General features: G+C 63.9%; 11 protein-coding genes. 2 read left to right on the top strand and 9 right to left on the bottom strand.

Annotation, left to right across the window (positions count from 1 at the left end; genetic code table 11):
• Window positions 1-152: 152 nt before the first annotated feature.
• Together QFZ23_RS21915 and QFZ23_RS21910 are read right to left on the bottom strand one after the other, a co-directional pair.
• Window positions 153-671, bottom strand: coding sequence for a YbaK/EbsC family protein (locus QFZ23_RS21915; RefSeq protein ID WP_306926198.1), 519 nt, complete (start codon window positions 669-671; stop codon window positions 153-155).
• A 68-nt stretch (window positions 672-739) separates the two neighbouring features.
• Window positions 740-1150, bottom strand: a complete 411-nt coding sequence (locus QFZ23_RS21910) for a hypothetical protein (RefSeq protein ID WP_306926197.1) — start codon at window positions 1148-1150, stop codon at window positions 740-742.
• A 200-nt stretch (window positions 1151-1350) separates the two neighbouring features.
• Between QFZ23_RS21910 and QFZ23_RS21905 the strand changes: the two genes are divergently transcribed.
• Window positions 1351-3093, top strand: a complete 1743-nt coding sequence (locus QFZ23_RS21905; RefSeq protein WP_306926195.1) for an ABC transporter ATP-binding protein — start codon at window positions 1351-1353, stop codon at window positions 3091-3093.
• A complete protein-coding gene (locus QFZ23_RS21900) occupies window positions 3090-5099 on the top strand; it encodes an ABC transporter ATP-binding protein (protein WP_306926193.1) in 2010 nt (669 codons plus the stop codon). Before QFZ23_RS21905 ends, QFZ23_RS21900 begins: the two co-directional genes overlap by 4 nt.
• 400 nt (window positions 5100-5499) lie before the next feature.
• On the opposite strand, the gene QFZ23_RS21895 is transcribed toward QFZ23_RS21900, so the two are convergent.
• The 7 genes from QFZ23_RS21895 to QFZ23_RS21865 form a co-directional block, all read right to left on the bottom strand.
• Window positions 5500-5895, bottom strand: a complete 396-nt coding sequence (locus QFZ23_RS21895) for a GlcG/HbpS family heme-binding protein (protein ID WP_306926192.1) — start codon at window positions 5893-5895, stop codon at window positions 5500-5502.
• A gap of 12 nt (window positions 5896-5907) precedes the next feature.
• Entirely contained in the window at window positions 5908-6957 is a 1050-nt protein-coding gene (locus QFZ23_RS21890) for an aldo/keto reductase (protein ID WP_306926190.1), read from the bottom strand.
• A 127-nt stretch (window positions 6958-7084) separates the two neighbouring features.
• Window positions 7085-7855 (bottom strand): cysteine hydrolase family protein, encoded by a 771-nt coding sequence (locus QFZ23_RS21885; protein WP_306926188.1) that lies wholly within the window; start codon window positions 7853-7855, stop codon window positions 7085-7087.
• A gap of 86 nt (window positions 7856-7941) precedes the next feature.
• On the bottom strand, window positions 7942-8673 hold the full coding sequence (locus QFZ23_RS21880; RefSeq protein ID WP_306926186.1) for a gluconate 2-dehydrogenase subunit 3 family protein: 732 nt from the start codon (window positions 8671-8673) through the stop codon (window positions 7942-7944).
• A 14-nt stretch (window positions 8674-8687) separates the two neighbouring features.
• Window positions 8688-10370 (bottom strand): GMC oxidoreductase, encoded by a 1683-nt coding sequence (locus QFZ23_RS21875; RefSeq protein ID WP_306926183.1) that lies wholly within the window; start codon window positions 10368-10370, stop codon window positions 8688-8690.
• A gap of 80 nt (window positions 10371-10450) precedes the next feature.
• A complete protein-coding gene (locus QFZ23_RS21870; protein WP_306926181.1) occupies window positions 10451-11623 on the bottom strand; it encodes a sugar ABC transporter substrate-binding protein in 1173 nt (390 codons plus the stop codon).
• A gap of 68 nt (window positions 11624-11691) precedes the next feature.
• On the bottom strand, window positions 11692-12738 hold the full coding sequence (locus QFZ23_RS21865) for an ABC transporter permease (RefSeq protein ID WP_306926180.1): 1047 nt from the start codon (window positions 12736-12738) through the stop codon (window positions 11692-11694).
• Window positions 12739-12740: the final 2 nt, after the last annotated feature.

The following is a 12740-nucleotide window of genomic DNA, read 5'->3' as shown; positions in this document are numbered from 1 at the left end:
GCTTCAATCTCTGAAATTCAGGCTCGGGGTTGCCCGGGCTCCGGCGAGCCCGGGAATCCGAGTCCCGCAACCACGGTAGGCAGCCGGACGGACAGCGCACCAGAGCCAATCCGCAAAAGTGGCCTGCCCGGTGCCGCCGCCAAGAACCCGATTCACTCGCCCGGCATCTCCGCCGGTTCGCGCGGCGTGCCAAGCCCGTCCACCACCTCGACGCCGGGCAGCTTGAGGAGCTCGGCCGGGGCCAGGACGATCTTGCTGGACCTGTTGCCGCCGCCCATGACCACCCGGGGCGCGTCCATCACTGCGCGGTCCACATACACAGGCAGCCCTTCGATGCCGGGCACGGTCACGCCGCCCACCAGCATGCCCGTCAGCGCGGTGGTGGTGTCGGCGTCGGCGAAGGAGGCCCGCTTGACGTCCAGCAGTGCGCGGACTGAACGGTTCACATCCAGCCGGGTGGTCCCCAGGACCACGCACACCGCATACCGCGGCGGCTCGACCTTCTTGGAGGCAACCAGGATGGTGTTGGCTGCCTGGTCCAGGGCGAAGCCGTAGTGGGCGCAGAACTCGGCGGTATCGGCGAGCTCCGGGGAGCATTCGAGCACTTCGTGCGACACCCCGTGGACGGCCAAGGCATCGGCCACCGCGGGCAGGAGAATCGAGTCAGTCACGGGAGGAACCCTTTCGGTTGAAGCGGCCACGGCGGCGGCGCGCGGAAGGCATACGTGTCCGGCGGCCATCAGGCGGCGGGCAGATACCCATGAGTGTTCCGTTGAAGCAGGAAAAACCGGTTGGCCGCGGGAAGCCACATGAGCACGGCACCGGCCAGTGTCAGGCAGAGCACGGCCAGGACCAGTCCGGACAGGTCCAGCGGTGTTCCGGCGACAGACAACGAGGCGATGACGGTCAGCACGACGCGCGTCCACCGTGCGCCCTGCAGCAGTTCGACCGCCGCCCACACCTGCAGCGCGGCCAGCGGCACTGCCGATACCACCAGGAAAGGCACCGCCCAGCCGGGCGTGGACTGGCCGTAGTCGACCCCCGCCACCTCCAGAATGACCGGCAGGATGCCGGCCCCAACGCTGACCAGCCAGAATGCCGCCGACGCCCGCAAAACCAGCGGTATGATTTCCGGCGCGCCGGAATCCACGCTCTGTTCCCCCAATGAAGTCCCCAATCTTCAACATGGCCGTTGCCGCACCTACCCGGCGGTAAGTCAACAGCCTACAGGCCAGGCATCCGGGACTGGCCCAGGGTCACGGCCCATCCCAAGGCTCCGGACGTACACTGGCCTTCAAAACTGTTTGCGCGGGATTCCCCGGAACCTCCGCGGCGTGAAGTGGAGTCCGGATGCTCTGGAAACTTCTGGTTGAATACCTGCGGCCGCAGCGGCGGCTGCTGGCCGCCGTCGTCGTTTTCCAGCTGGCGCAGTCCATCGCCTCCCTCTATCTCCCCACGCTCAACGCGGACATCATCGACGAGGGCGTGGCGAAGGGGGACACGGGCTACATTCTGCGGGTGGGCAGCCTGATGCTGTTCATCACCCTGCTGCAGATCGCGTGTGCGGTGGTGGCGGTGTACTTCGGGGCGAAGGCTGCGATGGGCATGGGCCGGGACTTGCGCGGGGCCATCTTCATGCGGGTGGGGGAGTTCTCCGAACAGGAGGTCACCCGGTTCGGGGCGCCGAGCCTCATCACCCGTTCCACCAATGACGTCCAGCAGGTCCAGCAGCTGGTGCTGATGTCCGCCACGCTGATGGTGGCCGCGCCCATGCTCAGTATTGGGGGGGTGATCATGGCCGTCCGGCAGGATGCGCAGCTGTCCTGGCTGATCGCCGTCAGCGTGCCTGTGCTGCTGGCCGGGGTCGGCCTGATCATCACCCGGATGGTGCCGCTGTTCCGCATGATGCAGGTGCGGATCGATACCGTGAACCGGGTACTTCGTGAGCAGCTCACCGGCATCCGGGTGGTGCGGGCGTTCGTGCGCGAGGACATCGAAACGGCCCGGTTCGCGCGCGCCAACGAGGATGTCACGGACACCGCGCTCCGGGCCGGCCGGCTGATGGCGCTCGCTTTTCCGGTGGTGATGCTGGTGCTGAACGTCTCCAGCGTGGCGGTGATCTGGTTCGGCTCGTTCCGGATCGAGGACGGCTCCATGCAGGTGGGCACGCTCATCGCCTTCCTCAGTTACCTGATGCAGATCCTGATGTCCGTCATGATGGCCACGTTCATGGCCGTGATGATCCCGCGGGCCGCGGTCTCGGCCGACCGGATCGGCCAGGTGCTGACCACAGAGTCGAGTGTCCGGCCGCCCCTGACGCCGGTGGCCGTGGCCGCCGGCCAGCTGGGGCGCGGTGAGCTGGAGATGCACGACGTCGGGTTCGCCTACCCGGGTGCCGAGCAGCCCGTTCTCAGAAACATCAGTTTCACCGCCCGGTCGGGGCAGACGACGGCGATCATCGGCAGCACCGGGTCCGGCAAGACCACCCTGGTGAACCTGCTGCCGCGGCTTTTCGACGCCACCAGCGGTGCGGTGAAGTTCGACGGCGTGGACGTCCGCGAGCTGCACCCGGACCAGCTGTGGGGACATGTCGGGCTGGTGCCGCAGCGGCCGTACCTGTTCTCCGGCACGGTGCGCAGCAACCTGCTCTACGGCAAGCCGGACGCCACCGAGGATGAGCTGTGGCGGGCCCTGGCCACGGCGCAGGCGCAGGACTTCGTCCGGGAGATGGAGGGCGGGCTGGACGCTCCCATTTCGCAGGGCGGCACCAACGTCTCCGGCGGGCAGCGGCAGCGGATCGCGATCGCCCGGGCGCTGGTGAAACAGCCGGAGCTCTACATCTTTGACGACTCGTTCTCCTCGCTGGACACCGCCACTGACGCCCGGCTGCGGCAGGCCCTCAAGCACGACACCTCCGGCGCCACCCTCGTGATCATCGCCCAGCGGGTGTCCAGCATCGCCGACGCGGACCAGATCCTGGTGCTGGACGACGGCAGGATCGTGGGGCGCGGCACGCACGACGAGCTGCTGGAGGCTTCGGAGACGTACCGCGAGATCGTGTCCTCGCAGCTGGCAGCGGAGGAGGCGGTATGAGCGGGCGCAGCACCCCCACCAGGCCGGGGCCGGCCCCGGAAGCCGGGACCACCGCCGTCGGACGCCCGCCGCGTCCGCCCATGGGACCCGGCCGCGGAGGCCCCTTTGCGGGGATGAACATCCCCGCGGAGAAGGCGCTGAACTTCTGGCCGTCCGCCAAGCGGCTGCTGGGGCAGCTGAGGCCGGAGCGGCTGTGGCTGGTGCTGGTGATCGCGCTGAGCGTTGCCGGGGTGACGCTGTCCGTGATCGGGCCGCGGCTGCTGGGCGAGGGCACCAACATCATCTTTGCCGGCGTCGTGTCCAAGCAGCTCCCGCCGGGGATGAGCAAGGCGCAGCTGATCGCGCAGCTTCGGGCGGCTGGGGAGAACCAGAAGGCGGACATGCTCAGTGCCATGGCGCTGACGCCCGGGACGGGGGACGACTTCACTGCGCTGGCCAATGTGCTGCTGTGGGCGCTGGCGCTGTACGTGCTGGCGTCCGCGTTCATGTGGGTCCAGGCGTATGTGCTCAACGGCGTGGTGCAGCGGACGGTGTACCGGCTGCGCGAGCGGATCGAGGCGAAGATCAACCGGCTGCCGCTGCGGTACTTCGATTCGATCCAGCGCGGCGAGCTGCTCAGCCGGGTGACCAATGACGTGGACAACATCTCGCAGAGCCTGCAGCAGTCGATCTCCCAGGCGGTGACCTCCCTGCTGACGGTGCTGGGCGTGCTGCTGATGATGTTCCTGCTCTCGCCCACGCTGGCGGTGATTGCGCTAGTGACCATTCCGCTGACGCTGGTGACGACGGCGATGATCGCCAAGCGCTCGCAGAAGCTGTTCGTGGCGCAATGGAAGCATACCGGGGAGCTGAACGGGCAGATCGAGGAGACGTACACCGGGCATGCTCTGGTGAAGGTGTTCGGCCGGCAGCAGGAGGTGGGGGAGCGGTTCCGGCAGAAGAATGCGGAGCTGTACCAGGCGAGCTTCGGCGCGCAGTTCATCTCCGGGCTGATCATGCCGGCCATGACGTTCATTGGGAACCTGGTGTACGTGGGCATCGCCGTGGTGGGCGGCCTGCAGGTGGCGTCCGGTGCGATGCAGCTGGGCGATGTGCAGGCGTTCATCCAGTACTCGCGGCAGTTCACCCAGCCGCTGGCCCAGCTGGGGTCCATGGCCAACCTGCTGCAGTCCGGGGTGGCGTCGGCCGAGCGGGTGTTCGAGCTGCTGGATGAGGACGAGCAGTCGGCTGATCCTTCTCCTTCGGCGGCGCCGGCCGGCGGGCGGGGGCGGCTGGTGTTCGAGAACGTCTCGTTCTCCTATTCACCGGACAAGCCGCTGATCTCGGACCTGAGCCTGGTGGCGGAACCGGGGCAGACGGTGGCGATCGTGGGCCCGACGGGCGCCGGTAAGACGACGCTGGTGAACCTGATGATGCGGTTCTACGAGATTGATGCGGGACGGATAACGCTCGACGGCGTGGACGTCACCACCGTTTCCCGGCGCGAGCTGCGCTCGCGGATGGGCATGGTGCTGCAGGATACGTGGCTGTTCGGCGGGTCCATCCGGGACAACATTGCGTACGGCCGGCCTTCTGCCACCGAGGAGGAGATCCTGGAGGCAGCGCGGGCGACGTACGTGGACCGGTTCGTGCACTCACTGCCGGAGGGCTACGACACCGTGCTGGAGGACGAGGGCTCCAATGTGTCTGCCGGCGAGAAGCAGCTGCTGACGATCGCGCGGGCGTTCCTGGCCCGGCCCTCGGTGCTGATCCTGGACGAGGCGACTTCTTCAGTGGATACGCGCACAGAGGTGCTCGTGCAGAAGGCGATGAGCGCGCTGCGGTCCGACCGGACGAGCTTCGTGATCGCGCACCGCCTGTCCACGATCCGCGACGCCGACCTCATTTTGGTGATGGAGGCCGGGCAGATCGTGGAGCAGGGGACGCACGCTGAGTTGTTGGCGGCGGGTGGGGCTTATTCGCGGCTGTACGAGGCGCAGTTCGCGGCTCCTGTGGCGGAGGTTTAAAGGGCGCGGTCTTGCAAGCGGCGCTGACGGCAAACAGGCCTCTCGGGTGTCCAGTGGTGAACTCCGCCCGCAGACGTTGGGGCGGAACCGTTGACGCCACGGTACATCCGCCGCGGGATGTCAGGTTGACTTCTAAGAGCGTCATGAGGCTCGTGCCCAGAAAAGGAATTTGGACTCTAATCTGACAGCTTTTGGACACGTTCCTGACGTCAGGTTGGGGTGTACGCCAACCGGACAACTGGAGGTTGCTGTTCAAAACCGTGATGGCACAGATTACGAGTTCGGAGTGCGTGGCTTGCTCCGGTTTTGCTCTGCCAGAGCTTCGACAGATTAGCTGCCCATCCCGTTGTGGGTAAGGGCCACGCCATCAAAGCTTCAACCTTGGCGTGTGTGCGAAGAGTTAGGTGACGGTCTGCCCAAGCGCACTCTGTAGGATGTCGATGTCCTCTTCTGTAGTTCCTCCCGAAATTCCGACACCGACTTTGCGACCGTCCGAAAGCGTCGTGGGCGCCCCGCCACCGAAGGTGATGAGTTTGCTGCCGGAGTTGACGGCGAGGCCGTACAGGGGCTGGCCGGGCAGTACTTGGTTTGCCAGTTCCTCCGTGGCCACATCGAAGGAGGCTGCTGTGTAGGCTTTGCGGAAGGCCATCTCGAGGGAGTGCAGTGGTGCGCCGTCCATCCTGTGCAGGAGAACCGGGTTGCCATGTGTGTCTACGATGCTGACAACCACGTTCACGCCTGCTTCTGCGGCTGCATTTTCGGCTGCGGCGGCGATTTTTTCCGCTTCTTGAAGCATTTGTTGGGGTCCTTAGTATCCGGAGGATTGTTTAGGCTCGACGGGGAAGGGGGTGTGGGCTGGCAGCAGGCCGTTGGTAGTCAGCTCGTTCCAAAGCCCGTCGGGTACTTCCTCTTCGAGCCATGAGTAGTTCTGTTTCTGTTGCTCGACGCTGCCGGCCCCCATGCAGACGTTGCTGATGGCTGGATGCGACGCGGCGAACTGGACCGCGACAGCGCCAAGGGATACGCCGTAGTCGCCGCAGAGATCCTCGATTGGCCGTACCTTCGCGATGAGTTCGGCGCTTGCGGGAGCGTAGTTGAACCGGGCGCCGCGGATTGTTCCTGTGGCCAGGATGCCGGATCCGAACACCCGTCCGTTGATGACTGCTATTCCTCGCGTCTGGCAAAGGGGAAGCAGCTCTTTGGCTGCCTCCTGGTCCAGGAGGTTGTAGGTTCCTGCGATCAGCGTGCAGTCGATGTCGACCATGTTCACCGCGTTGATGCATACGTCCACTTCGTTCACGCCTATCCCTATGGCGCTGACCACTTTTTGCTCACGGAGGGACAGAAGCGCTCTGAACGCACCCTCTATGGCTTCCTGAAATCGTTGACGGTGCCTGTCTCCGTGCGTCCACCGGTCGGTGTCATGGACGAGCAGTACATCGAAGCGGTCCGTCGCCATTCGCTGCATGCTGTCTTCGACTTGCCTCATGACGCCGTCATAGGAATAGTCGTATTCCATGCGCATCGGCGGCGTGTTTTTCCAAGGTCCGGCGTCGAAGGTGCCTGAGGGTGCGGGGTGGAGGGTACGGCCGACCTTTGTGACCAGTGCATACTCGTCGCGGTTCCGGTCCATCAGTTCATCCGCGAGCCGGTATTCGGCCAGTCCGTGCCCGTACATGGGAGCGGTATCAAACAGGCGGACGCCTGATTCCCAGGCATGGTTGACCAGATTGCGGGCTTCGGTGGTGGGCATGACTTTTCCCATGTTGCCCAGGGCTACGGAGCCAAAACCTGCCAACGTGGTTGACCAGCCGGCACGTCCGAAGGTCCGTTGGGCGGCGATGCTGAGTGGGGCCATTGGGTTCTTCTTTCACCTGGTGAACAGGCCGGTTTCCGTGCGCGGATGCACAGGATGAGGAGTGCTTTTGCGCTTGCCGCCCGCGTCCGGGTTGCAGACGCGGGCGGCAGGGGCGGTGCTGTGGCGTTTAGCGTGTTGCGCTTGTCAGCTGTTCGCCGGACTTTGTCTGGGCGGCGGATGAGCGCTCCACCAGGGCAGCGAACTCGTCGCTGGACATCACGTCGGCGTATTGTGCCTGGATGTTGCGCAGCGACTCCCAGTATTGGCCGTAGCCTTCGGGTGTTTCGTGATCGAATTCCGGGTTGCGGCCGTGGGTGTTGATCGGGATGGCAGTCCCCGCGTCGGCGACGACGATCACCTTGTAGCCGCGGTCGAACCCGTCGCGGGCCGTCGTGGGGACGCAATTGGCCGTCGATGACCCGATGATGACCAGATACTCCGCTCGGTCCTGCATCAGGTACTCGTTGAAAGCTGTCCCGTAGAAGCTGCTGTTGCGGTGCTTCTGGAAGACGGGTTCGCCTTTTTGCGGTTCGAATCCGTCGACGAGGGCGCCGTTCCAGGTGCCGTGGTTGAAGGGGGAATCCGGCTCGTTCCATGAAGGGTACTTCAGTCCCCAGATACCAAGGTCTGCGCCCTCGGGGTGCATGCCCCAGAGTGACCAAATGACCTTCATACCCTTTTCGCGGGCGAGTTCCAGGATCCTCTTTGCAGGGCCGAGGGATTCCTGGCCGGAGGGAGCGCCGCCGACGCTTTCGATGTAGTCGGCGCCCTTGGGATCGAGGCAGAGGTTCTGGATGTCCAGTGCGTGCACGACGGTCTTGCTGAGGTCGATGGTGTCGGGGATGAAGCGGTAGGAACGGTCGACGTACTTGTTGAGCTTGTCTTCGAAGGCGGTCATTGTCTTCTTTCCTCTCGATTTATTTCAGATGGTCCTGCGCCGGCTCTGAAGCGCCGGAGACGGGTTACCTTGGTCGTCCAGGACGGTCACTGACCGTTCTGCTGCTGGTTGGAGGTGGGATCCTGGCTGTGTTTGAAACCGGGGACCAGATCTTCCCAGTCGTACTCCTGGATAAAGAACTCGGCGGTGCTGTAAGTGCCGTCCATGGTGTCCTTCAGGCTCTTTGGTCCCACGAAACCGACCGTTTTCCAGCCCATCTGGTCCTTGTTTCCCCCGTAGACGGGATCGCCGTAGAAGCCTTGGCGGACGTGGAGGCAGAGCGTGTCGAAAAAACTCTTGCCTTCGTCGGTGTTGCCCTGGAGGCGTGAGTAGTACACCTCCCTGGATGTGAGGGACACAGGGACGGGTTTGGGCGCGCCGCTGATCTGTTCGAGCACTTCGTCCTGAATCTGGTCGGAGGCCTCTTTGAAGGATGGGGCGCGCAGTTCCCGGGCCTTCGTGTCCAGCTCGAGGATGCCTTCCCGGTACAGGCGTTGCATGTTGGCGTTCCGGGCCCGGGCCGCGTGGGCATCTTTATCTGCCAGTTGCAGGAATCCGCTTCCGTCGGCTGCGGCGTAGAGGTAGTCGATGCCGGACAGGTACCTGTCGATGAAGACGATGACGCGTGCCTCGCGGGCCCCCGGATCGTGATCCGTGGGCATGATCCTGGCCGCTGCTGCTTCGATCGTGTCCCACTCGTGGTCGGTGAAGAATAGCTTTTCGGTCGTATCAGGATCGATGTGAATGGGTGCTATTTCCCAGTCAGCTTTTGACACCATTTGTTCTCCTCCTTCTAGGATTTTTTGATTGGGGACAGGTTCAGGCGTTCGGAGCGGCCCTTCATGTAGGTGTTGGCGATGTAGTCCGCGCAGCGCCAGGAATGCGCCATGATCGTGAGCGTGGGGTTCACGCCGAGTGCGGTGGGGAAGCCTGCCCCGTCGAGGACGAAGAGGTTTTCGACGGAGTGCGCCTGGCCCCATTCGTTCAGCACGGACTTGGCAGGGTCGGTGCCCATCCGCACGGTGCCCTGCTGGTGGCAGGCGTTTCCGGTGAACTCGTCCCCGAGGTAGACGGGAATCGTCTTCTTCGCGCCGGCCGCTTGGAGGATCTCCTGGTTCTTGTCGATCTGCCACCTGCTCATGGCGATATCGTTCGCGTGAGGTTTGTTGGTGATGCGCGCGACAGGCATTCCCCAGGCATCTTTGACGGTGGGGTCCAAGTCGACCCTGTTTGTCTCCTGCGGCATGTCCTGGAGGATGAATCCGATCTTCATGGAGTAGTCGAAGTAGTCACGGTCGGCGTCCTTCATGGCCTGTCCCCAGGTGGGTCGTCCGGGCATGATGGCGTTGATGGCCTGTCCGATCTGGGTGGTGGCGATGATCCCTCCGCCGATGTGGCCGCGGCTTTCGTCTGTCTCGTAGAAGTGGGTGGATCCGCCGCTTTGGTAGTTCCCGGTCCACCCGTGCAGCGGGTCCTCCATGTCCCTGTCGAAGAGTCCGACGGCGAAGATGTACTCGTGGAAGGTGGCGTTCTTGCCGACCAGTCCTGAATCGTTGGCCAGGCCGTCGGGGAATTTGTTGGATGAGGACAGGAGCATGAGACGCGCGGATTCGATGGCGCCGAGTGCGAGAATGACCACCCTGGCGTCCTGTTCGATTTCCAGTCCGCTGGGGTCGATATAGATGACTCCCGTGGCTTTCCCGTCTTTTCCGACCTTGACTTCCCGGACGAAGCTGTCGGCCCGGACCTCGAAGTTTCCGGTGGCCAGGGCTTCCGGGATGTAGGTCGTGGCGACGCTGGACCGGGTCTGGGTGGGGTCGCCGTACTGGTTCCAGAAGCTGGTCCGGTTGACCGCCGGCCGACCAAGCGCGTTGCCTTCGGTCAGGTGCGACATCGGCAGGGGGAAGGAGTTGATGCCGAGCTTGTTGGAGCCTTCGTAGAATTTCTTGCCGAAGCTGGTAGGGGGAAGCGGGGCACTGGGGTAGGCCTTGCTGCGGAAGCCTTCACCCTTGTCGGCGCCGGCGAGGCCGGAAATGCCGTAGCTCCATTCAACCTTTGTCAGGTAGGGCTCGAGATGCTCGTAGCGGTAGGGCCAGTCCGCGAGGCTTGCTCCCTCAAGAGCGCCGTGGAGGGAGTGGAAGATGAAGTCCGAGACACGCGGCCGCGGCATCCACCCCGCCATGTGACTCGTTCCGCCGCCGACGTTGGACGGCACGGGGGAGAAGTTGAAGATCCGGGCTTCGGACTTGTCATCGCTGCGGACGGTGCGGGGCATGAGGTTCACGTCCGGCCACAGGTAGCTGCGGTTCTGGAACTTCAGCTCGTCTCCCGAATAGTGCTCTTCCGGGCGCAACCAGGGACCTTTATCAAATCCGACGACCTTGTATCCGGCCTCGCTGAGTACTTTTGCTGCCGGCCCGCCGCCGGCTCCCAGCCCTACGATCACGACATCGACCGGGTCCATTTTTCGCTTCATTGCGCGAACCTTTCGTGCTTTTCAGAGGAACTTGCTGGGTCCCGGTCCGGTGTCCATACCGGACCGGGACAGGTGGCCGGTCAGTACTTGCCGGGCCCGCTGAGGACGTTCTTGAGGACTCCTTCGTGCCAGTCAACGTTGGACTTGTCCACGACGCCGGTGGGGATGCGGATGAACTGGTTGACTTCCTGGCCGAGGAACTCATGGGCGAAGAGGGTTTCGATCATCCGGCTGCCCATCTCAGAGCTGTTCACGTCCACGGTGGCGGTCAGTTTTCCGGCTTTGATGGCGTCCATGCCCGAGACGAGGCCGTCGGCGCCGATGGTGATGATGCCGGAGGTTCCGTCCCAGTGCTTCAGGCCCCGTGCGTCGATAGCCTGGGCGGCTCCCAGGGCCATGTCCTCGTTCTCGCCGTAGATGGCTTTAACGTCCGGGAACTTCGTCAACAGGTCCTGCGCAGCGGTGAGTCCCTTGTCACGGACGTACCCGCCGTCTGCTTCGCCGACAATCTTCATGTCCGGGTATTCAGCGATGGCCTTCTTGAAGCCGAGCTGACGCAGCTTCGTCCAGTCGGACCCCGAGGGGCCCATGATCTGGATAATGGAGCCTTGGCCCTTTAGCTGCTTGGCAATGTACTGCCCGGCGAGGTACCCGGACTGCCACCGGTCGTCGTAGCCGATGTTGGACACGGTGGACAGGCCGCCGGTGGGGTTCTCGGCCTGGGAAGGGTTGGCGAGCTCTTCGGTGGAGTTGAACTGGTAGAAGTCAATGCCCTTGGCGGACCCTTGCTTGTACAGGGCCTGCATGGTCGAGGCGTTGGCGGCTGAGCAGACGAAGACGGCGTCGAACTTGCGGGCGATGTATCCCTGCACGATGCCCAGGGTCTCAGTGCCGGAGTGGGCGTCGTTCAGGGCTCCCTGGCGTTCCCACTTCCACTTCACCCCAAAGCGGTCCTCGTATTCCTTCATCTTGTTCTGGGCGGCTTTTTCAACCTGGGTGTAAAACTCGGAGAGGATTGGCGGGGCGAATCCGACCTTGATTTCACGGCCGTTGACGATCTTTTTGACTGTCTCGTCAGGGAGGTAGTCCGTGCCTCCGCCGCCGCTGGCTCCTGCGTTGGAGCCTCCGCCGGACGAGTTCACGGTGGTGCAGCCGGTGAGGAGCAGCGCTGCTGCTGTCGCCGTGCAGGCGAGGGCGAGACGGGCCCTGCTGCCGCGGCGGCCTGGCCGTGTATTCACTGTGGTTGAGCTCATCGTTGATGCTTCCTTCACTTGTGGATGGGGCTTTCTTGCCACAACTGCGTGGCTGGTTTGGAGTTGGGTTAGGCAGGGATTCCTTCAAGGACCAGAGCTCTGCGCTGGCGCACCTTGGCGCTGATGACTGCGCTGAGGCGGTTGGCCAGGACGGCGACGACCAGGATGGCGCCGATGACAATCTTTTGATAGCTGGACGGGACGCCGACGAGGTTGATCAGGTTGACTGTTGCGGCCAGGGTGATTGCCCCGAGGATGGCGCCGAGGATCCGGCCGCGGCCTCCAGTCAGGGCTGCGCCGCCGATGACCGCGGCGGCGATCGCTTGGATCTCGTAACCGTTGCCGAGGTCAGCAGGGACGTTGGTGTTGCGGCCTGCCATGATGATGCCGGCGACAGCTGCCGCCAGGCCGCTGACGATGTAGGCCTGGGCGCGGATGCGGTCTACGCGGACACCTGATTGCATGGCGCCGGTCTTGCTGCTTCCGACGGCGAAAAAGTGCGTTCCGAGGCGGGTGGAGCCGAGGATTCCTCCGAGGACCAGTGCGACGGCAAGGGCGATCAGCATCGGAAGGGTGAGGGGTCCCACCAGCGGGGTCAGGCCGCCGATCGTGTAGAACTCGGGGACCATGTAGCCGATGATCGGAACACCTTTGGTCCAGATGTAGAGGATGCCGCTGGCGAAACCGAGCATGGCGAGCGTGGCGATGAAGTCAGGCAGGCCGAGCCTGGTGATTAGCAGGCCGTTGCCGATTCCGACCAGGGCACCTGTGGCCAGGGCGGCGAGCAGGGCTGCGATGAGCGGCAGTCCGTAGTTCATGGTTGTGGCCGCAACGCCGGCGCAAAGGGCCATGGTGGTGCCGATTGAGAGGTCGATTCCTCCGGAGATCAGGACCACGGTCATTCCCATGGCCAGGATCATGACGATCAGGCTGGTGTTGAGGAGGTTGTAAAGGTTGGATGGGTTCAGGAAGACCGGCAGTGCGAACGCGGAGATCAGGCAGATCAGAAGCAGCAGGGCCAATACACCGAGTGTCGGGTCCACCAGGAGGCGGCCGGCTGCCCGGTCCGTCAGGCTCTTGTTGTCCTTCATTGGGGTGGTGGTTGTGGTGCTCATTG

Origin of the sequence: Arthrobacter globiformis (assembly GCF_030818015.1) — a bacterium.
Classification (GTDB): Bacteria; Actinomycetota; Actinomycetes; order Actinomycetales; family Micrococcaceae; genus Arthrobacter; species Arthrobacter globiformis_C.
Note: the sequence above shows the minus strand (reverse complement) of the source record. Positions and strands in the feature narration are given on the sequence as shown.

Coding starts and splice junctions, on each gene's coding strand:
- QFZ23_RS21900 (WP_306926193.1), top strand. CDS start 3,090: ATGAGCGGGCGCAGCACCCCCACCAGGCCGGGGCCGGCCCCGGAAGCC.
- QFZ23_RS21885 (WP_306926188.1), bottom strand. CDS start 7,855: ATGACCGCCTTCGAAGACAAGCTCAACAAGTACGTCGACCGTTCCTAC.
- QFZ23_RS21890 (WP_306926190.1), bottom strand. CDS start 6,957: ATGGCCCCACTCAGCATCGCCGCCCAACGGACCTTCGGACGTGCCGGC.
- QFZ23_RS21880 (WP_306926186.1), bottom strand. CDS start 8,673: ATGGTGTCAAAAGCTGACTGGGAAATAGCACCCATTCACATCGATCCT.
- QFZ23_RS21905 (WP_306926195.1), top strand. CDS start 1,351: ATGCTCTGGAAACTTCTGGTTGAATACCTGCGGCCGCAGCGGCGGCTG.
- QFZ23_RS21875 (WP_306926183.1), bottom strand. CDS start 10,370: ATGAAGCGAAAAATGGACCCGGTCGATGTCGTGATCGTAGGGCTGGGA.
- QFZ23_RS21865 (WP_306926180.1), bottom strand. CDS start 12,738: ATGAGCACCACAACCACCACCCCAATGAAGGACAACAAGAGCCTGACG.
- QFZ23_RS21895 (WP_306926192.1), bottom strand. CDS start 5,895: ATGCTTCAAGAAGCGGAAAAAATCGCCGCCGCAGCCGAAAATGCAGCC.
- QFZ23_RS21870 (WP_306926181.1), bottom strand. CDS start 11,623: ATGAGCTCAACCACAGTGAATACACGGCCAGGCCGCCGCGGCAGCAGG.